This is a genomic window from Sphingobium sp. TKS (assembly GCF_001563265.1).
Lineage (GTDB): Bacteria > Pseudomonadota > Alphaproteobacteria > Sphingomonadales > Sphingomonadaceae > Sphingobium.
Window position 1 is genome coordinate 552,269 of the sequence record NZ_CP005084.1, and the last position, 23,204, is coordinate 575,472.

At 63.4% G+C, this 23,204-nt stretch carries 16 protein-coding genes; 11 read left to right on the forward strand and 5 right to left on the reverse strand.

Annotated features, from left to right (window positions below; translation table 11 throughout):
- Positions 1 to 59 precede the first annotated feature (59 nt).
- Entirely contained in the window at positions 60 to 1,139 is a 1,080-nt protein-coding gene (locus K426_RS23310) for an amidohydrolase family protein (protein WP_145907654.1), read from the reverse strand.
- A complete protein-coding gene (locus K426_RS23315) occupies positions 1,136 to 1,825 on the reverse strand; it encodes a TetR/AcrR family transcriptional regulator (protein ID WP_066562843.1) in 690 nt (229 codons plus the stop codon). Before K426_RS23315 ends, K426_RS23310 begins: the two co-directional genes overlap by 4 nt.
- 121 nt (positions 1,826 to 1,946) lie before the next feature.
- Here K426_RS23315 and K426_RS23320 point away from each other — a divergent pair, with 121 nt between their 5' ends.
- From K426_RS23320 to K426_RS23330, 3 genes are read left to right on the forward strand one after another with little or no spacing between them, the layout of a single operon-like run.
- Positions 1,947 to 3,080 (forward strand): efflux RND transporter periplasmic adaptor subunit, encoded by a 1,134-nt coding sequence (locus K426_RS23320; RefSeq protein ID WP_145907658.1) that lies wholly within the window; start codon positions 1,947 to 1,949, stop codon positions 3,078 to 3,080.
- Positions 3,077 to 6,253 carry a multidrug efflux RND transporter permease subunit gene (locus K426_RS23325; protein WP_066562848.1) on the forward strand — a complete coding sequence of 1,059 codons (3,177 nt, stop codon included), beginning with the start codon at positions 3,077 to 3,079 and terminating at the stop codon, positions 6,251 to 6,253. Before K426_RS23320 ends, K426_RS23325 begins: the two co-directional genes overlap by 4 nt.
- The gene (locus K426_RS23330; protein WP_066562850.1) at positions 6,243 to 7,694 is read left to right on the forward strand and encodes an efflux transporter outer membrane subunit; all 1,452 of its coding nucleotides are present in this window, start codon (positions 6,243 to 6,245) and stop codon (positions 7,692 to 7,694) included. The genes K426_RS23325 and K426_RS23330 overlap by 11 nt, the downstream gene beginning before the upstream one ends.
- Before the next feature lie 99 nt (positions 7,695 to 7,793).
- On the opposite strand, the gene K426_RS31895 is transcribed toward K426_RS23330, so the two are convergent.
- The gene (locus tag K426_RS31895) at positions 7,794 to 7,934 is read right to left on the reverse strand and encodes a hypothetical protein (protein ID WP_158511775.1); all 141 of its coding nucleotides are present in this window, start codon (positions 7,932 to 7,934) and stop codon (positions 7,794 to 7,796) included.
- Between K426_RS31895 and K426_RS23335 the strand changes: the two genes are divergently transcribed.
- The 4 genes from K426_RS23335 to K426_RS23350 all read left to right on the forward strand — a co-directional run bounded on the left by K426_RS23335 (position 7,933) and on the right by K426_RS23350 (position 15,035).
- Positions 7,933 to 9,183 (forward strand): FAS1-like dehydratase domain-containing protein, encoded by a 1,251-nt coding sequence (locus K426_RS23335; RefSeq protein WP_066562852.1) that lies wholly within the window; start codon positions 7,933 to 7,935, stop codon positions 9,181 to 9,183. The genes K426_RS31895 and K426_RS23335 overlap by 2 nt on opposite strands.
- 200 nt (positions 9,184 to 9,383) lie before the next feature.
- On the forward strand, positions 9,384 to 10,163 hold the full coding sequence (locus K426_RS32920; protein WP_082749043.1) for a FadR/GntR family transcriptional regulator: 780 nt from the start codon (positions 9,384 to 9,386) through the stop codon (positions 10,161 to 10,163).
- Positions 10,164 to 10,271: 108 nt separating this feature from the next.
- Entirely contained in the window at positions 10,272 to 12,626 is a 2,355-nt protein-coding gene (locus K426_RS23345; RefSeq protein ID WP_066562854.1) for an enoyl-CoA hydratase-related protein, read from the forward strand.
- 282 nt (positions 12,627 to 12,908) lie between these two features.
- Positions 12,909 to 15,035 (forward strand): acetate--CoA ligase family protein, encoded by a 2,127-nt coding sequence (locus tag K426_RS23350; protein ID WP_066562855.1) that lies wholly within the window; start codon positions 12,909 to 12,911, stop codon positions 15,033 to 15,035.
- On the opposite strand, the gene K426_RS23355 is transcribed toward K426_RS23350, so the two are convergent.
- Complete coding sequence (locus K426_RS23355) at positions 15,005 to 15,595, reverse strand: TetR/AcrR family transcriptional regulator (RefSeq protein ID WP_158511776.1); 591 nt, start codon at positions 15,593 to 15,595, stop codon at positions 15,005 to 15,007. The two genes, K426_RS23350 and K426_RS23355, sit on opposite strands and share 31 nt — an antisense overlap.
- Before the next feature lie 78 nt (positions 15,596 to 15,673).
- Complete coding sequence (locus K426_RS23360) at positions 15,674 to 16,636, reverse strand: alpha/beta hydrolase (protein WP_066562859.1); 963 nt, start codon at positions 16,634 to 16,636, stop codon at positions 15,674 to 15,676.
- 477 nt (positions 16,637 to 17,113) lie between these two features.
- Between K426_RS23360 and K426_RS23365 the strand changes: the two genes are divergently transcribed.
- The 4 genes from K426_RS23365 (at position 17,114) to K426_RS23380 (ending at position 23,202) form a co-directional block, all read left to right on the forward strand.
- A complete protein-coding gene (locus tag K426_RS23365) occupies positions 17,114 to 19,480 on the forward strand; it encodes a TonB-dependent receptor (protein ID WP_066562861.1) in 2,367 nt (788 codons plus the stop codon).
- Between the two features lie 23 nt (positions 19,481 to 19,503).
- On the forward strand, positions 19,504 to 20,985 hold the full coding sequence (locus K426_RS23370) for an MFS transporter (RefSeq protein ID WP_066562863.1): 1,482 nt from the start codon (positions 19,504 to 19,506) through the stop codon (positions 20,983 to 20,985).
- A 185-nt stretch (positions 20,986 to 21,170) separates the two neighbouring features.
- Complete coding sequence (locus tag K426_RS23375) at positions 21,171 to 21,521, forward strand: putative quinol monooxygenase (RefSeq protein WP_158511777.1); 351 nt, start codon at positions 21,171 to 21,173, stop codon at positions 21,519 to 21,521.
- Positions 21,522 to 21,579: 58 nt separating this feature from the next.
- A complete protein-coding gene (locus K426_RS23380) occupies positions 21,580 to 23,202 on the forward strand; it encodes a GMC family oxidoreductase (RefSeq protein ID WP_066562871.1) in 1,623 nt (540 codons plus the stop codon).
- Positions 23,203 to 23,204 lie beyond the last annotated feature (2 nt).

A 23,204-nucleotide genomic window follows, 5' to 3' on the forward strand; every position in this document is an offset into this window, starting at 1 on the left:
CCGACCCCGCCCAAATCTGGAGATTCGGCCTATTCAGATATCTCTATAAGCGTTACTGTTTAAACTTCAACTCTTTCATCCTGCGCCGAAGGAAGCGCCGCCATCTTCAGCCGGTAGGCCCTGGCAGCGGTACCATGAAACAGGTCAGCTTTCTCAGTTTCACTGAATTTATTGCATATTATCTTAAAGCTGTTCCACAATATGCGATAGGAGCAGCTCCCCGCCTCGGCCGGGAAATTGCTTTCCAACATGCAGCGGCGGGGGCCGAAAATCTCTATACAGGTTTCGAAATAGGGGAACCACAATTGAGCAAGTTCCACGGAGGAACAGGTCCGGCCGAATGTGCCCAGACCGGCCAGCGGCATGCCCAGACCGCCAAGCTTGACCACCACATTGTCGCAGGCGGCGAGGTTCCGCAGCAGCCCGCGCCAGATAGGGAAGCGTTCGTCCTGACGCCCGGCATAGGCGCCGAGGCCCAGCGGCGCGCCGAGATGATCGAGGATGATCAGCGCATCGGGAACGGCGCGGGCGAGGTCCAGCAGGTCGGGCAGTTGCGGTTCCAGCAGCCAGGCGTCAAAGGACAGACCGAAATCCGCCAGCCGGCGCAACCCCTGGCGGAAACCGTTCGACGCGTAGAGGCCCTGCCTGCCGGCAAAAGGTCCCATGACAGCCGGATCGGCATCCCACGCCATCCCGTTGCGGATGCCGCGAAACCGGCCGCCGCCTGCTTCAAGATGGGCTTCGAGAACGGGCTGAACCCTGTCTCCCAGGCTCAGGTCGGCAAAACCGACGATGGCCGCGCACATGGCAAGGCCCGTGCTTGCGAGCGCGGCCTCCCCGGCCTTTCTGGCATGGACGGTCTCGCCCACCGGCCGCAGTTCGTCGGGACCTTGCGAAAAGTAGAAGCCCGGACCAGACTGGACATAGACCGTGGCTTTTACGGCGTGACCGCTGGCAAGATCAGCCGCCAGTTCGGCTGCAAGATAGCGCGACCGTACCGCAGTCATGGCCAGCAGGGGGTGGCAATCCGGAGCGGGCGCCCTATCGGGGCCGCCATGGTCCCACAGATGATGGTGGGCATCGACGATCGGAAGACCGGCATCGAGGATCGGCTCGTCCAGGGGTTCGTGCGCGTTCACGCCGCCGTTCCTATCGGCATCGCGTCGCGCCTTGTACGGTCCAAGGACAGGGATTCCGCCCTGCCCAGGGCGCGCAAGAATATGGCCCAGCGCGCCTCGAACTGCTCCTTCCAGGCATTGGCGCCGTCCTGGGATCCCGGCCGCCGTAGACTATGCGAAAAGCCGTCGATCAGCCCCCTCAATATGTCGCAGATGTCGCGGGGGTCGCCGGGCAACAGCCGGCCCGCAGCCTGGGCGATGATGATTTTTTCCAGCAACGGCCGGACAGCAAGCTTTTCCCAGCGCAGAAACCTTTCGAACATCTCCGGGCAAAACGCGCTTTCCGCCAGCAGGAAGAAAGTGAAGGTCACATTTTCGGGGCGGGCGCCGTAATCGGCAAAGCGGCTTGCCGCGTGCTTCAACATGTCGAGCGGATCGGATTCTTGCCGTGCGGGAGCCTCCATCCACTGCGTGAAGCGCACCAGTTCACGTTCGACCACCGCCTCCAGCAGGGCCGTTTTCCGCGGATAGCGGCGATAGATGGTGTGCTTGGTTACGCCGGCCTCGATGGCGATCTCATCCATCAGCGCGCCCGATATGCCCTGTCGGCAGAAGGTCCGCTTGGCGCCATCAAGGACGCGGTCGGCAATTTCTGCCGCGCCTTCCTTTGTCGGACGGCCCGCGCCGCGTCGCGTTCTGATTGCCAAGGGTCCACTCCGCTGCCGCATTTGCAGTTGTGATAAAGCACTATACAGTTGCTTTTTTCATCTGTCCAATTAAAAGCACGTTATTGTGCTTAATAATCAGACTGGGGAGGTGGGATTGCGCGTGCTTGGCCTATGTACGGCGACCTTGCTGTTGCTCGGCCTGACCCTGACCGGATGCGATCAAGCCGAGCGATCGCCGCCTCCGCCGTTGGTGGATGTCATGCCGGTGGAGTCCAAGCCCGTGCCCAACGTCATCGATCTGCCTGGGCGAATCGAGGCGGTCAGATCCGCTGAGGTCCGCGCCCGGACCGACGGGATAGTGCAGCGGCGGCTTTATGACGAAGGCACCGACGTTCCCGCCGGCGCGCCGCTGTTCCTCATCGATTCCCGTGACAAGCTGGCCCAGCTTGAACAGGCCCGCGCAATGCTGGCGCGGGCGACGGCGGAACGCGACAATGCGTCGGAGATACTGGCCCGCTACAGGCCGCTGGTGCGCGAGAAGGCGGTCAGCGCCCTCGAAAATGACCGCGCGCGCGCGGACTGGCGACAGGCGGAGGCCAATGTCCTTGACGCGCGCGCGGCACTGTCGCGGGCGGAACTCCAGCTGGGCTATGCGACCGTGCGCGCACCGATCACCGGGCGCGTGGGCCGAGCGCAGGTGACCGAAGGCGCTCTGGTCAGCGCCACCAACGCCACCCTGCTGACGACGATCGATCAGCTTGATCCCGTCCATGCGACCTTCACGCATTCGAACGCCGAGCTGCAGACGCTCATGGACCAAGCGCGCCGCGGCGAATTGTCGACCCAGCCCTTGCGCAGCATCGAAGTACGTCTGACGCTCGCCAATGACGCGGCTTATGATGTCGTGGGTCACCTTGATTTCGCCGACCTGTCGGTCGACCCGTCCACGGGCAGCCAGACGCTGCGCGCCACCTTCGCCAATCCCGGCCACGTCCTGTTGCCGGGGCAATTCGTCCGCGGCCGGATTCTGGCCGGTATTTTCCCCGCAGGCGTCACCATCCCCCAGCGCGCCATCCACATGGTGAACGGGCAAGCCAGCGTGACCCTGGTCGACGCCAAGGGCATTGTATCCGTCCGAATGGTCGAGTTGGGCGCGCAGCTCGAAGATGCGTGGATCGTTCGATCCGGCCTGCGGCGCGGAGACCAGATTGTCGTCGCAGGCTGGCAGAAGGTCCGCAATGGCGATCAGGTCCGCATCCGCGCCCTTTCCGCGACGCGCCGGGGTGTGCGGTGAATCGCTTCTTCGTACAGCATCCGGTGTTCGCCTGCGTCATCGCGGCGTTCGTGGCGCTGGCGGGCGCGATCGCCTTGAGCAAGCTGCCCGTCGAACAATATCCCTCGGTCGCACCCCCGACACTGAACATCGTGGTCAACTATCCCGGTGCCGACGCGGACATGCTCGACCGCAATGTGACTTCGGTCATCGAAAAGGAAATGAACGGGATCGGGAACCTGATCTACATGAACTCGGTCAGCCGTGCCAACGGTACGGCACAGATTGCGATCACGCTGGCGTCCGGTTCCGACCTGAACATCGCGCGATCGCAGATCCAGGACCGGTTGAGCCGCGTCGAGCCACGCCTGCCGGCCCAGGTTCGCCAGCAGGGCGTCCAGGTCCAGGAATTCAACTCCGGCTTTCTCCAGATGATCGCGCTCAGTTCGCGAAGCGGCCGCGCGACGGATGTCGAACTCGGCAATTACGCGTCGAACACCATCGTCGAGGAACTGCGCCGCATCAAGGGCGTGGGCGACGTCACCCTTTTCGGCAGCCAATATGCCATGCGGATCTGGCTCGACCCGGAAAAGCTTGCCGGCTTCGGCATCTCTCCCGGTGAAGCGCTGGCAGCGGTACGGGAACAGAACAGCCAGACGCCGCAGGGAACCCTGGGCGACCAACCCGTTCGTCCCGGCACCGAATTTCAGGCCAAGATCGTCAGCCAGGGCGGATTTTCGAGCCCCGAGCAGTTCCGCGAGGTCATCATCCGCTCTCAGCCCAATGGCGCGACCGTGCGCCTGGGCGATGTCGCGCGGGTCGAACTCGGCGCGGAGAATTACGGCTTCAAGGCCAATCTCGACGGCCGCCCGATCGCGGCGATCGCCATCCAGATGTCCAACGGCGCCAACGCCGTCGCGACGGCGCGCGCGATCCATCGCCGGATGACGGAACTCTCAGGCTCCTTTCCCCCCGACTATGCCTGGAGCATACCGTTCGACACCACCCCGTTCATCAATGCATCGATCGAAAGCGTCATCCACACGCTGGTCGAGGCGATGGTGCTGGTGTTCGTCGTGATGTACCTGTTCCTGCAAGGCTGGCGCGCCACCTTGATACCTGCCATCGTCGTGCCGATCGCCTTTCTGGGAGCCTGTCTCGGCCTCTATCTGGCCGGTTTCTCGATCAACACCCTGTCGCTGTTCGCGATGGTCATGGGCATCGGCATCCTTGTCGATGACGCGATTGTCGTCGTCGAGAATGTCGACCGGATCATGGCCGAAGAAGGCCTGTCGGCACCCTGGGCGACGGTGAAAGCGATGGAGCAGATAAGCGGCGCGATCATCGGCATCACGCTGGTGCTGGTGGCCGTGTTCATTCCGATGGCCTTCTTCCCCGGTTCGACCGGGGGCATTTATCGACAGTTTTCGATCACGCTTGCGGTATCCATCCTGTTTTCCGCTCTGCTGGCGCTAACGCTGACGCCCGCCCTGTGCGCCATCCTGCTGCGCCATTCGCCACCGGCCGAACCGGCGCCCTCCTCGCCCACCGCGGGGTCCGCAGTCGGCTCGCTCCTCCGGCGCCTGTTCCGCGGGTTCAACGACCGGTTCTCAAGGGGCACGCAACGATATGAGGTCGCGGTCCGCCGCATGCTCAGCCGGCCCCTCCGCTGGCTCGCCGTCTTCACGCTGCTGGTGCTGATGTCCGCCCTGCTGTTCGGCCGGCTTCCCGGCGGCTTCCTGCCGACCGAGGATCAGGGCTATATCTTCGTCAATTATGATGCGCCGCCGGGCGCCACCCTTCAGCGCACGGCGGCATCCGTCCGGGAAACCGAGAAATTTCTCGCAAGCCTTCCCCAAACCCAAGCCGTCGTATCGGTGCTCGGCTTCAACTTCTTCGGTCAGGGCCAGACCGCCGCGCTCAGTTTTGTGCGGCTGAAACCCTGGGAGGAACGATCGGGTTCGGGCGATACCGCCGACGCGGTAATCGGCAAGGTCATGGGTTTCGTCAGCGAAATACCGGATGCCTCGATCTTCGGCCTGTCGCCGCCGCCCATTCCGGCGCTGGGCAACGCCACCGGCTTTTCGATGAAACTCGAGAGCCGCTCCGGCGACCGGCAGGGGTTGCTCGACGTCCAGAACGCCATACTTGCGGAGGCCGGCAAAAGCGCCGCGCTGATGGGCGTGCGTTCGGAGGCCCAACCCGAAGCGCCGCAGCTTCATGTCGAGATCGATCGCATCCAGGCGCGGTCGCTGGGCCTGTCCATCGCCGATGTCGATGCGACGCTCTCGATCGCCTTCGGTTCTGCCTATGCGAATGATTTTACCCTCAACGGCAACGTCCTGCGCGTCTTTCTTCAGGCCGATGCCAGTCATCGCATGGTCGCGACCGACGTGCTGGGACTTCGCGTTCGCAACATCCAGGGCGACATGGTCCCCTTCTCCGCTTTCGCGCGCGTCCACTGGATCACCGCCCCTCAGCAGCTCGAGCGCTATAACGGCTATCCCTCGCTCGCCATTTCAGGGCAGGCGGCGGCGGGGCATGCCTCCGGCGAGGCACTCGACGAGATGATGCGCATCGCCCAGCGCCATGTGCGGGGCGATCAGCATTATGAATGGACCGGCACGGCTTTTGAGGAGACGCAGGCCGGCGGGCAGGTCGCATGGCTGGTGCTCCTGTCGTTGATGGTCGTCTTCTTCCTGCTCGCCGCCCTGTATGAAAGCTGGTCTATTCCCCTGACGGTGCTGCTGGTGGTCCCCCTGGGCGTCATGGGCGCGGTGCTGTTCTCGCTCCTGCGCGGGCTTTCCGCGGACGTTTATTTCAACGTCGGGTTGATCACGATCGTCGGCCTGGCCGCCAAAAATGCAATGCTTATCGTCGAGTTCGCCCTGAAGGACGAGGGCAACGGTCGATCGATCATGGAGGCGACGATCGAGGGCGCCCGACAGCGCCTGCGCCCGATCCTCATGACCAGCCTCGCCTTCATCCTGGGCATGATCCCGCTCGTCCTCGCCAGCGGTCCGGGCGCCGCCAGCCGGCATGCCGTCGGCACCGGGGTGATGGGCGGCATGATAGCCGCGACCGCTTTCGGCATCTTCTTCACGCCACTCTTCTACGTCGCTGTTCGCCGGTGGCTGACCGGCGACCGCCGGCGGCCCCTCGACGACGATCCGCGAGCAACCGATGAAGGCTAGGATACGCTTCCCACTGCTCTCGCTGCCGCTTGCGCTGGCAAGCTGCAATCTCGCCCCCACCTTTCAGCGGCCGGCGACGACCCTCCCGTCCCATTATCCGCTCTTGCCTGCGGACGACCCATCGCCGGGCAGGTTGCTGGGCTGGCATGAGTTCTTCGCCGATGCACAGTTGCGCTTTCTGATCGCCACGGCACTCGAGCATAATCGCGATCTTTCCCAGGCGGTCGCGCGGGTCGAGCAGGCGCGGGCCCGATTTCGCATTCGCGACGCGGCCCGCGTTCCCGAACTGGATTTGAGCGCAAGCGCAACGCATGCCCGTCCGTCCGCAGCGGGGCTGGCGGCGGGCGTGCCGGGCGGCGCCGGGGAAACGCCCGCCTCCGGTTCGGCCAGCTACGACCTTTTGAGCATCGGTGTCTCGATGCCCTCGTTCGAGCTCGATTTCTGGGGACGGCTTCGCAATCTGAGCGACGCTGCGCGAGCGCGCTATCTCGCCACGGCTGCCTCCGAACGTGCCTTCCGCTTGGCGCTTATCGGCCAGGTTGCCGAGACCTATTACGCGATTCGCGCGGGTGAACAGAGGATCATCCTGGCCCAGCATGCCGTCGTCAGCCGGCGCGAGGGAGAGCGCATCGCCCGCATGCGGCTTGACGCCGGCCTCACATCGAGCGCCGATTTCGACCAGGCGACATCGCTCGCGACGCAAGCCGAAGCCGAACTCGCCGAACAGCAGCGCGTCGTGGAACAGACGCGAAACCTGCTCGACCTGCTGATCGGCGGGGCAGTCGGAGGCCCTCTCCCGCCGCCGCTGCCGATAACGCAAAGCGCGCAATTCACCCCCCTCAGGGCCGGGATCCCTTCAACGCTGCTGATGGATCGCCCCGATATCATCGCTTCGGAAATGCAATTGAGGGCTGCCAATGCGGATGTTGGAGCGGCCAGGGCGGCTTTCCTGCCGACGTTCTCGCTCACCGGCGCGCAGGGATGGGCGTCGACGGCGCTGGACGACCTGCTGACTTCCCATTCGCGCACCGCCACGCTGGGCATCGCGATCGATATACCCTTTCTGGACTGGGGGCGCCGCAAGGCAGAGCTTGCCGTTGCGAGGGCACAGGTTCGCGAGGCGGGCGCGGCCTATCAGGCAGCGGCGCAGCAGGCCTTTCGCGAGGTGGCGGACGGCCTCGCCGGACGGCTATGGTACGCCCGACAGATCGATGCGCAAAGGCGGACGGTGGACGCCCAACGCAGGCTCGCGAGGACGGCACGGCTGCGTTATGCCAACGGCATTGCCATCTATCTCGAGGTCCTGGACGCCGAGCGCAACCTGTTCACCGGCGAGCAGCAACTGCTTGCCCTGCAACTGGCGGAGCTTCGCAACGGCGTGTCGCTGTACATCGCTCTGGGAGGCGGGCGGGTCGAGACCGGCCAGACCACTCGCCCCTGACGGAACCCATTCCTTTCCCCCTAGTTCGAGCTCTCGCTCGCCGAAGCGGCTTTCGTGCAAGTTGATTTTGTCGCCACTTGCGCAATAGAGGAACCTGTATTACGCTTGCAAAGTCAGTCGGTCATGTTCCCTCATCGTATAGCCGATGATCAGCAGGGGCAGGCGCGACGCGGGGAAAACCGCATCGGCGGTGGGACAGAAGCCCGATCCATCGGGCTTTTCAGCTTGAAAGGCGTTCATGAGCGACACATGCGAGAAGGTGGATGACGGATTGATCCGGGGTCGGATCACCGATGAGGATATCACCAAGATGAGGATGCGAATCGGTTACCCGAATCCCACTCTCAGAAAAGGATATACCGATTTTCCGTGGAACCCGACGGCGACCGCCGATTGCGTGCGCCGCTGGGCCTTGTCGATCGGCGATGCCAATCCCTTTTATGCCGATCCGGAAGTCGCCCGGGCATCCTGCTGGGGAGCGTCCGTCGCTCCGCCGGGCTTCGAATGGTCGATGGGATGGGATCGCACGCGCTCTGTGTCGACGGACCTGCAACAGGCCACCCGCGGCGCGCTTCGCGGCGTGCAGCTCTATCATTCGGGTGCCGAATATTACTATCATCGGCCGATCGTCGAAGGGACCGAGCTTTTCAAGTCGGAATGGGTGGCCGATGTCGAAGAGAAGGTCAGCAAGTTCGCCAGTCGCAGCGTCATCGTCAACAATGCCAACTGCTATTGGGACAGCGACGAGAATGTCCATGTGACCAGTTCGCGCTGGTTCGTCCATGCCGAACGGCAGTCCTCGGAAAAGAGCAAGGCAGCCAAGACCAGGGATGAGCCCGCGCATTACACCGATGAACAGCTGCGCTCGATTGAAGCCGCCTATGACGCCGAATATATACGGGGCAGCGATACGCTCTACATTGAAGATATGGCGGTGGGGATGGAACTGCCGGTCATGGTCAAGGGGCCGCTGACCATTACCGACCTGATCAACTTCCATATGGGCGCGGGCTGGCTGACCTATGGCAATCCTCCGTTCCGCCTGGCCTATGAGAACCGCAAGCGCCTCAAGGGCTTCTATTCGCGCAACGAGTTCAATGCCTGGGACACCATCCAGCGCGTCCATTGGGATCCGGTCCTTGCCGACAAGGTGGGAGTGCTCGGGACCTATGACATCGGGCCGATGCGCTATGTCATGGTCTGCCAGGCGATCACCAATTTCATGGGAAACGATGCCTGGCTCTATCGGCTGCGCTATGAACTGCGGAACTTCAACTATGTCGGCGACACCACCTGGCTGTCGGGCAGGATCGTGGCAGTCACCCCGGACGCGCCGTGGGGACCGTCGGTCGAGATCGAGGTCAAGGGCGTGAACCAGCGCGGGCAGGAAAATGTCCGGGCGAGCGTGACCGTGCTGCTGGCTTCCCGCAAGTCGGGACCGGTGCGCCTGCCAGAGCCGCCGCCCGTCACCGCCTATCGCAATTGCTGAGTGCAAAACCCCTTGCTCACGGCGACGGCGCCGCAAAGCGCCTCTCCGTGGGAAGCCGAGGGATGATAGAGAAACCGCTATAGCTTGCGATGGGAAGGGCATACCCCGAAAATTGGCGCTGCCGCCCACGACTATCCTTGTGAGGACGCCATACAAAGGTTACAGAATTGCCAGCTCTATCGGTGAGGATCAGGTTTGGCATGCTACAAAAGGGAAATGGCGACAGTTGGGTAAGTGGCGAGAATCTCCCGATGTTGGTCGGGGAGAAAACCAACTCCGCTGTCCTGCGGACGGTCAGTTCCCTGCGCGCTGACTCGCTGGCTACCGAACCGGGAACGCTGATCGGCAGCGAGGAAGCCTTGATCGCGCGCTACGGCATCAGCCGCCCGACATTGCGGCAAGCGGCGGGACTGGTGTCGCAAGAACAGCTCGTTCGCGTCCGGCGCGGCGTTGGCGGGGGATATTTCGCCGAACGTCCGACATTTTCCGCGGTGGCGCATACCGCGGCGATATTCCTGCAAACCCGCAAGACGGGGCTCGAGGACATGCTGAACGCGATCGGGCCGATCCGCGTGGCGCTGGTCGAACTGGCGGCTCGCAATTCCAGTTCGCCGGCGCGGGAGGATCTGAAGGATTTCCTTGAACAGGAGCAGCAAAGGCTTCGGGAGGGCTTGTCCTATCGGGAATTCCTTCGCGCGGAACGGCGTTTCGGCGACCTGATCGGCGAAGCGAGCGGCAACACGGTGCTGCATCTTTATCTTGAGATCCTGCTGCAACTAATCAGCACGATCGCACCCGAACTCGATGTTTTCCGAGGCCGGCCGGAACGCGTGGAGGAGACAAGCAAACGGCGGCTCAAGGTTGTTCAGGCGGTGCTGGACAGCGACCCGTCGATAGCCGCGATCGAAGCACGCCGCTCCGCCGAGCAGACGGTCGTCTGGATGCGGGAGACGGTCAGCAACGGATCGCGCGCGGGCTGAAAACGCAAAAGCCGGTTTTTTATCCCTCCTCCGATGTGCTGAACTCGACTTTCCCTTGACAGAGCGTTATTGAGTAAACTCTTTAAGACGATGTCAGCGAGAGGAGAGATGATGATTTCCGATAGAACCCCTGTCCTCGTCGGTGCGGGCCAGGCGGTCGAGCGATTGGACTCGCCCGACTTTCAGGGCTGGTCTCCGGTGGAAATGGCGATGGCGGCCGCCCGGGCCGCGATCGAGGACACCGGTGCCGCGGATATGATCCTCGGTCAGATCGAAATCGTTGGCAGCGTCCGGACGTTCGAGGATTCGTCGTCGCAGCCGGCCATATTCGGCAAAGCGGACAAATTCCCGCTCGCCGTTGCGCGCAGACTGGGCCTGAAGCCGCACACCGCGATTCTGGAAAAGACGGGCGGACAGTCGCCGGTGGCCCTGTTGATGGATCTCGCCCAGCGGATCGCGCAAGGCGAGGCTGATGTCGCTTTGGCCTTTGGCGGGGAGGCGCTGTCCACCGTCAGGCATCTCAAGTCGGCGGGCGAGACGCGCGATTGGTCGGAACATGCCGACGAAGCGATGGAGGATCGCGGGCGCGGACTCGAAGGTCTCGTTACCCGTCAGGGCATCGACCATGGCCTGAGATCGGCGGCCGTCGGCTATGGCCTGATCGAAAATGCGCGACGGGCCCGTCTTGGCCTTTCGGCCAGCGACTATCGCCGGGCGATGGGGGAGCTGTTCGCGCCCTTCACGGCAGTGGCTGCCGCCAATCCCTATTCGAGCGCCGATGTGCAGCCGGCGAGCGTAGAGGAGATCATCACCGTCACGGAACGCAATCGCATGATTGCCGACCCTTATCCGCTCAAACTCGTATCGCGCGACCAGGTCAACCAGGGCGCCGCAGTCCTTCTGGTTTCGGCAGGGAAAGCCCGGGAACTGGGCATCCCCCAGGATCGATGGATCTACGTGCATGGATGGGCCGAAGCTCAGGAACCCGACATCCTCGAGCGAGATGATATCGGCGGATCGGCAGCGATCCGGGCATCCCTGGAATATGCTTTCGACATGGCGCGCAAGACCGCTGCCGACATGCGCTTTTTCGATTTCTACAGTTGCTTCCCCGTGGCGGTGTTTGCTGCGGCCGTCGATGTCCTTGGGCTGTCTCCGGCGGATTCACGGAGCCTGACCGTCACTGGCGGCCTCCCCTATTTTGGTGGACCGGGAAACAATTATTCGATGCATGCCATCGCGACGATGATGCAGCGGCTGCGCGATGAGCCGGGCACTTTCGGAATGGTCGGGGCCAATGGCGGCTATCTCAGCAAATATGGCGTGATGATCCTGTCCAGCCAGGCGAAGGAATGGCGCCCCTGCCCGCCTGGCGCGCTCCAGGCCCGGCTTGACCGTCAGGCCAGAGCGCCGGTCTCCCGGACGCCGAATGGGAAAGCCTGCATCCTCACCTATTCCATCCTCTACGAAAAGGGGGTTCCAAGCCTTGGGCTGGTGATCGGGAAACTCGCCAGCGGCGAACGTTTCCTCGCCAATCCCGCCGATGTGGCCACGCTCACGGAGATGGTGGAGCGCGATCCGATCGGACGGGAAATCGCGGTATGCCACCGCGCCGAAGGCAACCGCTTCGCTTTCAGCGAAAAGGCGCTTGGCGACGCTTTCCCGGCTGCTCCGCCCGCTTTCCACGACCACTATGAGACCGTGCGCGTCCAGCGGCATGACCATATCCTAGAGGTCGTGATCGATCGGCCCTACCAGCGCAACAGCATTTCGCAAGCGGCCCATGACGAGTTGGCCGGCATTTTCGATGCCTATGAAGCGGATTCCGACCTGTGGGTCGCGATCATCACCGGCGCGGGCGACAAGGCCTTTTGCGCCGGCGCTGATCTCAAGGCCGCGGCCGGCGGCCGTACCGTCATTCCATTGAGCGGCTTTGCCGGTATCACCAGCCGCCGCTGGACCAAGCCCCTTATCGCGGCGGTCAACGGGGCGGCCTTCGGCGGCGGCCTGGAGATCGTGCTGGCCGCAACCCTGGTGGTCGCGGATCCGGCCGCGCGTTTCGCGCTCTCCGAAGTCAAGGTCGGGGTGGTCCCCGGGGCGGGCGGAACGATCCGCCTCCAGCGGCAGATTCCCCGCAAGATCGCGATGGAGTTGCTGTTAACTGGACGTGCCATGGAAGTCGCCGAAGCCCGCACCCTGGGGCTGATCAACCGGGTGTCGGAGCCGGGTCAGGCGCTGGAGGCGGCAAGGGCGCTGGCGCGGGAGATCACCAGCGTCTCGCCCACATCCGTCAGAATCACCATGAAGTTGATTGCGGAGGGCGATCGCCACGCGGATGTCGAGGAGATTGCGGAAAACATTTTGCATTCGCCGGCACTCGACGCCCTGCTGGTCAGCGAGGACATGGTGGAAGGCATGACCGCCTTTGCCCAGAAACGCCCGCCCATGTGGAAAAACCGCTGACCGCTGTGGAACGGTTGCAGGACGCACTTTTCTTGTCAAAGCCTATTGAGGTAACTGATTAAGATATGGTACGTCACAGTCTAGAGCATCTTGCGCAAAAGTGGGAACCGGTTTTGCGCTTAAAACGATGCGATAACAAAGAACTAGAGCGCGCGGCCTGCGTCCGATTTAACGCAGCTCGCTCTAGGCCCCCGGCCAGCCATTGGCGCATGGGATCGCTGGCGCAACACCGAAACGCCGTTCCGCGCGATGACATCGCGCGGAACGGTCCATGGAGAGGACATGAACGCACTTCTGAAAGATCTTTTCGCGCCGCGGTCGGTCGCGATCCTGGGTGCGTCGGAAAAGAATCCCTGGGCGGGGCTGGTACTGGCCACGCTTGAACGCATCGGATTTGACGGCCCCATCCATCTGGTCAACCCGCGCGGCGAAACTGTCCTCGGACGGCCAGTGGTGCGCAGCGCCACCGCGATCGGTGCCCCGGTCGATTCCGCGTTCATCATGGTGCCGGCGACCGCGCTGGAGGAAACGCTGCGCGACATGGCACGGGCCGGCATCACCAAGGGCGTGGTCGTGACCTCGGGATTTGCGGAATTGGGAGAAGCGGGAACCGTCGAGCAGAACCGGTTGTTCGACCTTGCCCGATCGCTGGGCCTTACCCTCATGGGTCCCAACAGCCTGGGCTTCGTCAACATGGTCGATCGCGTCGCATTGACGGCGGTTCCAGTCACGCTGCCGATCCTGCCCGATCCCAAGGTCGGGGTGATCAGCCAGAGCGGGGCGACCGCAGCGATCATCTCCAATACCGCACATGCCACCAATGTCGCCCTCACCCATGTCGTCGCACTCGGCAACGAGGCGATGGTCGACATGTCGGACGCCATCGACTTCATGGTCGCCGATCCCGCGACGAAGGCCATTGCCATCTTCGCTGAATCCGTGCGGCGGCCGGACGCGTTCATTCGCGCCGCCGGGCAGGCTCTGCTGGCGCGAAAGCCGATCGTGCTGCTCAAGGTCGGCGTGGGGGAACTCGCCGCGCAGGTCGCGCAAGCGCATACCGGCGCCCTGGTCGGCGATAACAGGGTCTTTGACGCGGTCTGCCGCGACCTGGGGATCATCCGCGTCGATACGATCGAGCAACTGCTCCAGACCGCAAATCTTATCGGACATACCGGAGTGCTCGGCGAAGGCGGCTTTGCCGCGGCGTCCATGTCGGGCGGCGCGTGCGAGATGATCGCTGATCTGGGAGAAGCGCAGGGCGTGCCGTTCGCCGCGCTCGCCGCCGACACGACGCGCCAACTCGCGGCCACCCTGCCCGCTTATGCGTCGACCCATAATCCGCTGGACGTGACCGGCGGGGTATTGGCCAACCTCCAGGCCTTCGAGGATGCTCTCGCCACCATCGGCCAGGACCCTTCGGTCGCGCTTGTCGCCGCCTGCTTCGACCTGGCCCGGACGCCCGAGGGCGATGTGCTGGGACGCCCCGTCATCGCCCATCTGACCGCCGGGATCGGCAGGTCCGGCGTTCCCGGCTTCCTGATGCCGCAAAGCTATTTGAGCGTCAGCGACTATGGGCGCGAAACGCTATCGGAGACCGGCATGCCATTGTCCGTGGCGGGCCTCGGCCATGCCATGGCGGCAGTGGGAGCAGCGTTCCGCTGGTCGGCCAAGGTGCGGGAGGGACTTGAACAGCGGGACGCAAACGCCGCGACCGCGCGCCCCGCCTCGCGTCCCCGGACAGAACGCGAGACGCTCGACTATCTGGAGAGCCGCGGCGTGCCGGTCATACCGGCGCGGATCGCGAGGTCTGCGGATGAGGCCGCGGAGTTTGCCGAACAACAGGACGGGCCAATCGTCCTCAAAATACACTCCCCGGATATCGCGCACAAAACCGAAGTCGGCGGAGTTGCGCTCAACATTTCCGGATCAACGGCGGCGGCACGCGAATATGAAGCGATGGTCGCGCGCGTCGCCGGGCAAAAGCCCAAGGCAGCCATCGAAGGCGTCATCCTGTCGCCGATGCGTCCCGCCGGTCTCGAACTGATCGTCGGCATCGCGAGGGATCCGGCCTGGGGTCCCGTGCTGGCGGTGGGGCTTGGCGGCGTGTGGGTTGAAATCCTCAAGGACGCCGATCTTGCCCTGCTGCCGGTGACGCCGGACCAGGTCGAACGGATGCTGGGCCGCCTGAAAGCCCGCAAGCTCCTCGATGGCTATCGAGGGCAGCCGGCCGTGGATCGGAAGAAACTGGCGCAGGTCATCGCTGCGATCGGCGATGCTGCGCTGGCTCTGGGGCCGGAGCTGGTATCGCTGGAAATCAATCCGCTCAGGGTCACCGGAAGCGATGTCGAATGCCTCGATGCGCTGGCGATCTGGGCCGATCAGCCGGAGGATCGGCAGAAGGCGGGATAAAGGAAGTCGACGAGGGTGCGGGCAAAATCGTCGGGGTCGTCCCGTCCATGCGGAGCCGGTTCGCTGTAACGCGCAAGACCCGCATGACCCAGGGCGGCACCGGTGACCGTTTCCATGATGAGGCGGGTCGGCGCATCGGCCGGAATCTCGCCCCGCTGCTTGGCGGATTCGACGAGACGCTCGACCACGGCCACCCGTTCGGCAATCAGCCCGCGGCATAACTGCGCTATCCCCGCAGGGATGTCGGGATCAGACTGGACGCGGCTGATGGACCAGCCGATGTCCGCCGACAATTCGCTCAGCACGGCCCTTACCAGCGCTTGCAGCTCCTCGCGAAAGCTGCCGGTGGGCACCACCGGCCAAGGCGTGAAAAAGGCGAGCAGAGCGTCGCGCAGCAGCGCCTCCCTATCGCTCCAGCGCAGATAGATGGAGGCTTTTCCGACGCGCGCCCGCCGCGCCACCTCTTCGATGACGAAATCCTGCCAGCCGGCGCGGACGAACAGTTCGATCGCCGCTGTCAGGATGCGCCGATCGACGTCCTTGTTCCGCGGCCGGCCCATCCTGCGGCTGATTTTGCGCGAAGCGGTCGCCATCGGTTGCGACCTATAGCCGGGCGCGACCGATGGCGAAAGTCCCGATCAAGGATGCAGCAGCCGGTCCAGCCATGCTTCCCGCGCCACCAGACATGCCTGCGCCTGTCGGGACTGCGGCGCGATATCGTAGAATCCGTGAAAGGCCCCGCTCCAGACATGCAACTCGCAATCGCCGCCCGCTGCCCAGATGGCGGAGGCATAGGCGACATCCTCGTCGCGAAACACCTCGGCCGCGCCCACATCGATGAAGGTCGGCGGCAGGCCGCTGAGGTCCGTGGCGCGCGCGGGCGCGGAATAGGGCGATACGTCGGCGGCCCCGCAGCGTTCGCCCAGGATCATCTTCCAGGCGGTGTTATTGCTCGTCCGATCCCAGACGCCGACCCCTTCATATTGGCGGGAAGAGGCGGTGCAGTCGCGATCGTCGATCATCGGGCACTGCAACAGTTGCCCCAAGAGCGGCGGTCCGCCCCGATCCCGCGCGAGCAGCGTTGCGCCTGCGGAGAGGCCCCCGCCCCCGCTTCCTCCGAAGATGAGGAGCCGATCGGGGTCAAAGCCCAGCATGGCCGCGTTGGCAGCCATCCACTGAAGCCCGGCATAGCAATCCTCCACGGGGACCGGCGCGGGAAATTCCGGCGCCAGCCGATATTCCACGCTCACGCACACCGCGTCATATTTGATCGCCCAGTCGACCAGCGCGCGGGCGCCGGCAAAACGGTTCGCCATCACCATGCCGCCGCCGTGGACGTGATAAATGCCCGGACCCGCAGTCTTGTGATCCGCGCGCGAAATGACCGACACGATGATCTCCGCTCCGTCGAAACCGGGAATGACATGGTCGACGCAGTCGACCGGTGCATCCCCGATCAGGTCTTCGCGCGTCACACTGCTGAGCTGCCGGAACCTGGGGAGGTCGGCCTCCTGCATGTTGACCGGAACATAGCCTTCCAAGGCCGGCAAGATGCCCGCGAGTTCGACGGCGAAAGGGGGCCGTTTGCTTTTTTCGGTCATGACCTGGTCTTTCTCTCCCATTGATCCCCGGGCCGGCGGCGCTGCGGGGGGCCGGTGGCCCAACATGCCCCGGAAACATGCTTCACATATACTGAACGATTTTTCGTGTAAAGTTGGATAGCCCTCGCTACATCGAGTCGGACAGGATACCCCCAACGCCTCAAATTGAGGCACCACGCGCAAAAAATGGGAGCGCTTGAACGCCATCCTATGCGGGTTTGTAGAGGTTGTATCCATCGCCAAAATGAGATATCTCTTTAAAAAGAACAATCTCAATAGAGCTGGGCAGGAGGGTGGCGGAGTTGAGCTGGAAGGCAGCCACGGCCGGATCGGCGTGGGCCTACCGGGCGATGCGGTCCGCCCCCTCTAACATCAGTCGAAAGAGGCGGAATGCCTGCGCAAAGCGGCACGGAGGGGTTCGCGCCACGATGATCTCGCATTCGAACGGATAACAACAGTCAACTCTGGGAGGGGTTTATGGGTTTCGATAGGATGATGCGCGGCCATAGCGTTCGGAGCTTGGCCACGCTCGGCGCTTCCTGCCTTTCGTTCGCGGCAGCGACGGCCATCGCGCAGGACCAGGCTCCGCCCTCCAAGGCGGCGGGAGCGGCCAATATCGGTCAGGACATCGTGGTTACGGCCCGGCGACGCGAAGAGAGCCTCCAGTCGGTTCCCCTGTCGGTAACGGCTGCAACACCCACAATCCTGAAAGAACAGAGGATCATCTCGGCGCAGGATATCCAGAACCTTGCGCCCAGCCTCTCGCTGACATCCCGCAGCGGGCAGCAGCAAAGCGGGCAGTTCAACGTTCGGGGACAAGGTCAGACTTTCGGCGGCGCGCTTCCCAGCGTGATCGCCTATTTCGCGGACGTTCCACTGGAATCTCAGGGCGGCGCCGCCTTTGCCCTCTACGATATCGACTCGGTTCAGGTTCTGCGAGGACCGCAAGGCACCCTGTTCGGCCGGAATACCAACGGCGGCGCCGTGCTCCTCACGCCAACGGCTCCCGGCGACGATTTCGGCGGCTATCTCAACGCATCCTATGGCAATCTGGATGCGATCGACCTGCGCGGCGCCGTCAACCTGCCCGTTTCGGAAACGCTCCGGCTGCGCGTTTCCGGCAACATGATCCGCCGCGACGGCTATGTAAAGAATCTGTCGGGGCGCGATTTCAACGACCAGCATCAGGACAGTTGGCGCGTCTTTCTGCGCTTTGAGCCAAGCGACGATTTTCGCAATGACCTGGTCTATACCGGGCTGGATGCTGACGAGGGGGGATCGGCGTTCATCCTCTCCATCATCCGGCCGGGCAAGATCACGTCTACCTATGATGGCGGCCGCCTGTTGACGGCTCTTGCCCAGCAGCAGCAATGGGGTCCGCGCCGCGTGAGCAACACGCAGGAAGGACTAGGCGCTTCACGCACCATCCACCTGATCGCCGACACCGCAAGGCTCGAACTGGGCAATGTGACATTAAAGAATATCGCCGCGTTCGAACGGGTGAAGGTCAATTTCGGCTCGGATACGGACGGCACTGACGTTCGCTATGCCCAGAATGGCAGCCTGCCAACGGTCTTTTCCATCGGCTCCGGGGTCAAGATGTACCCGGACATGAACCTGCGGCAGTTCACTGAGGAATTCCAGGTCAGCGGCACAGTGTTCGACAATCGCTTGGAATATATCGCGGGCGCTTTCTATCTGGATGCGGAATCGCCTGGCGGGCTCCACACGTTCCGTGCAGGCCGCGTTGGCAATACGGGGTCGTCGCCGACCACCACCTCTTCCAACTTCGTGACCTTCCAGTTCCGGGACCGGAGCAAGGCCGTCTTCACGCAGGCCACCTACCATGCGGGTGCCGCCCGGCAATTCTCGATCACGGCAGGCCTGCGCTATAGCTGGGATATACGCAAATCGAGCTTCGGCCGTCTGGCCGCCAATGGACCCATCAACAGGCCGCTGCCCTTGTCGGGCTACACCTGCTCTCTGCCCGGCATAGGCAACAGCCCTTCGACGCCCGCATCGCAATGTTATCGCATCCTCACCGGAAAATATGAGGATGTCGGCTATAGCTTCAGCCTGGACTGGAAGGCCGTCGACGGCCTGCTTCTCTACGCGACCACGCGCCGCGGCTTCAAGGACGGCGGCTTCAACACGATCATCGCCTCGGCCAACGATCCTGAATATCAGCCGGAAGTGGTCACCGACTATGAGATCGGGGCGAAGTGGACCTATGATCTTGGCCCCGTGCTCGGCCGCTTGAACGTCGACGCCTTCACCAGCAAATATGAGGATATCCAGCGGCAGATCACCGGCGGCCTGCCCACCACCGCGGTGATCCTCAATGTCGGCAATGGCAGGATCAAGGGCATTGAGGCGGAAGGCCTGATCCAGATCAGCGAATTCTCGCTATCAGCATTCTACGCCTATCTCAAGGCAACCTATGACGGTGGCTTCATCGACGCGGGCGTCGACGTTTCCGCCAGCAAGTTCATCGGCGTTCCAAGCCACAGCGGCGGCTTCACCGCCCGCTGGGCCCATGATCTGAGCGATCGCGGCGATGCCCTGATCGCCTCCGCGACGGTTTATGCCACGAGCCGGATCGCGCTCGATTCCGACACCGTCCTCAACCATGAAGGCTTTGCTCCGGGCTATGCCACGCTCGGCGCCCGCCTCGAATGGCGCAGGGTTGGCGGCAAGGATTTCGACCTCGCCCTGTGGAGCAAGAATCTCACCGACAAGTTGTACGCCGTCGGGGGTGTGCCGCAGGGCAGTTCGTCCGGCATGACCACCTTCCTCTATGGCGAACCCCGAACCTATGGGGTCCAGATGACGACCCGGTTCTGACGTGGGCAGCAAAAGGAACGAGAATGTCGGCGGATCGGCCTGACGGCTCATCAACGGAATATCAGGGGCTTGCCCGCTCGGCGCTGATCGTCATTCCCTTGGCCATCGCCGATCTGGTGGCCAGCTTCGAGACGACGATGATCCACTCGGCTTTCAAATCGGTGCTGGAGGATTTCGGCGATCCGATATCGAGCGGCTGGCTCGTGACCGCCTATATGCTGGTGGCGGCCGGAACAGCCGCGATCGTAGGCCGGCTGGGCGACCTGCTCGGCCGCAAGCGCGTGCTTCTGGCCACGATCGTGGTCGCCGTCACCGGCTCGCTGATCAGCGCGCTGGCCCCGACGCTGGCCGGTGTCATCGCCGGCCGTGCGGTGCAGGGCGTAGCTGTGGCGATCCTGCCGCTCTGCTTCGGCCTGCTCAGGGAACATCTGCCCGCGCGCCAAATCCCCTTCTGCATCGGCCTCATCACCGCAATCAGCGCCGTTGGAACTTCGGCGGGACTGGTTGGGGGCGGCGTCGCGGTGGACCATTTCGGCTGGCGTTCCGTCTTTTGGGTCAGCGCGGCTATCGGCCTTTTGGCGGCCCTGCTTGTTCAACTGCTTTTGCCGGCCTCTTCGCGCTTGACCGGGCGCATTCCCGTCGATCCCCTGGGCGCGCTGCTCTTCCCGCCTGCAGCCGGGCTGATCCTGCTCGGCCTGAGCAAGGGGGGAAGCTGGGGATGGTCAAGCCCCCATATCCTCGCGAGCCTTATCGGCGGTGCGATGCTGTTCGCCTGGTGGGTGCGCCATGAGTTACGCCGGGCCAAACCGCTGATCGATCTCAGACAACTGGACAACCGGGCGATCCTCATGGCCTATCTGGCGTTGATGTTCGCCGCCCTTGGCACCTTTCAGGTGGTTCCCTTTTTCACGCTGCTGTTCCAGCAGCCGACATGGACGGGCGTCGGTTTTGGCCTTTCAGCAACCGCCAGCGGCCTCCTGCAATTGCCATCGACCATCAGCGTTATCCTGGGCGCACCGGTCGCGGGCTGGCTGTGCGGCAGATATGGCGGCCGGACCGTCATCGCAGGCGGCGCGCTGCTCTGTACCGCCGCGTGGATCACCACGATCTTCCACATGTCCGAACTTATGTGGCTGGTTCCCGCATTGACCGCGGCGGCGCTCGGAACGGCCGTGCTCTATACCGGCATTCCCAATGTCGTCATTTCGCAGGTCGACGCCAGCCGCGTGAGCGAGGCCACCGGTCTGCTGACGGTCGCACGCTCGCTCATGGGTGCGGCGGGCGCGCAATTCCTGGTCATGGGGTTGGCGAACTCCACGATCCGCGATCCCCTGAAAGGACGGGCGACCTTTCCCGTCGTGGAGGCCTATCAGATGACATCCGTCTTTCTGGCGCTGATGAGTGCGGCAGCGATCCTGGCCGCCGTGATGATTCCAGGAAACGCCAAGATTTCTCCGGCGGGGCGCCGCGATCGCAGTTCAGCAAACTTGCGCCCATCGGGATAATCAGTTATCTGAATTGACGCTCGCTTCGCGCGAGCAAAATGCTGACGGCCAGGCAGCGTCGGAGTGACCAGCCCCTTGGGTCGTCTGACGCAATATGGCAGCGCTTCGGCGTGGCAACTGTTCGGGTCCACGGGGCCACCGCGGTTCAACGAACCGCAACGACAGATCATAAGGAGAGACAGAACATGCCCATAGTGATTTCCGCAACGATGGAACTAAATCCGGATCATGCCGAGACCATCCTCCTCTCACTCGCGCCAGTCGTCGAGGAAGTGCTCGCGGATCCCGATTGTCAGGCCTATACTTGGGCGCTCGATCCCTTCAGTCCAGGACGCGTACAGATATTCGAGCAATATACCGACACCGAGGCGCTCGCCCGACACTTCGCGATGCCCGGAGTGCGCGGATTGCGCAAGTTGCTGGAAGTCGCCGGCCCCATCAAGGTGGTAAGCACAAAATATCGGGTCGACCATTTCGAGCCGGTTCTGGATTCCACCGGAAAGCCGCGCCCGGACTTCTTCCAGGCACCTCAATAAAGGCGCGCACCTACTGGGCGGTTGCCGAACATAAGAACAGCATTGGACGAGCGACGTTATGATCGAAGCGGATTATGTCATTGTGGGCGGCGGCAGCGCCGGCAGCGTGCTGGCGGCCCGGCTGTCGGAAGATCCCGAGGTCAAGGTCGTTCTGATCGAAGCGGGCGGAGACGGCCGGGGCTTCTGGGTCAACATGCCGGCCGGGGTGATCAAGCTCGTCGGCAATCCCAAGACCGACTGGTGCTACACCGCCGAACCCGACCCATCGATCAACAACCGGCAGGTGATGTGGAATGCCGGCAAGATGCTGGGTGGCGGCAGCGCCTTGAACGGCATGGCCTATAACAGGGGCCTCCGCAGCGATTACGACGCCTGGGAGGCGGCTGGCTGCCCGGGCTGGTCGTTCAGCGAGATCTTCCCTTATTTTCTGAGGGGCGAGGACTGGCGGGGCGAGAAGGACTATCAATCGCACGGGCGCACCGGAAATTTCGCGATTTCGCCCATCCGCTCGCCAAGCCCGCTGGTACCGGCCTTCGTAACCGCGTGCGAGAATCTCGGCATTCCCTATCGGGACGACTCATGCGGCGGCGACATCGGCGGGGTATGGAACGCGCTGACCTTCCAGCGAGACGGGCAAAGGTGCAGCGCCGCCAAAGGCTTTCTCGAGCCGGCCCGCAACCGTCCCAATCTCGAGATACTCACCCATATGCGGGCGAACAATATCCTGTTCGAAGGCCGGCGTGCGGTTGGCGTCAACGTTCGCCGGAAAGACGGGACCATGCAGGACGTGCGAGCCCGCAGGGAGGTCCTGATCAGCGCGGGCGCCACGCAATCCCCGGCCCTGCTGATGCGGTCGGGCATCGGGCCCGCCGCCCATCTTCGCGACCATGGCATAGAACTGGTCGCCGAAAGCCGCAATGTGGGCGAGAACTTGCTTGAGCATCCCTATATAAGGCTGCGCTGGCTGGTCAGCGAACCCACCTTCAACTCCCAGATGCAGACGCTGCCCCAAAAAGCGGGCCAGATGTACCGTTACCTGTTCCGGCGCGACGGTATACTAACCTCGCCCATGATCCAGGCGATCGCGGGCGTGAAGACTCTGCCCGAACTCGCGCAGCCCGACGTGCAGGTGAACTTCATCTCGTTCGTCTTCGATACGACAAAGCCGCCCATGGGCAAGGCTGCAATCGTCTATCCGCTCCACGAACGTCCCGCGATCGGCATGAGCGTGTCGGTCAACCGGGCCTACAGCCGCGGTCAGATCTTGCTGCGCAGCGCTGATCCGGCCGATCATCCGGTCATCCATCCCAATTTGCTGGGCGATCAGCGCGACGTCGACACATTGGTGCGCGCAGGCAAGTTGCTGGAACGGATCGCCGCGAGCCCGGGACTTGGCGAACTGGTGCAGGAACGGCTCGACCCCGAACTGAAGAATGACGCCGACTGGGAACTCTATGTCCGCAACACTGCGGGCATCGGCTATCATGCCAGCGGCACCTGCCGCATGGGCAGCGATGCAGACGCCGTGGTCGATCCGCGGCTTCGCGTGCGCGGAGTCAGTGGCCTGCGGGTCGTCGATGCTTCGATCATGCCGGAACTGGTCAGCGGCAACACCACCGGACCGACGGTGATGATAGGCGAACGCGCATCGGACTTCATCAAGGAGGACGCCGCCCGCTGATC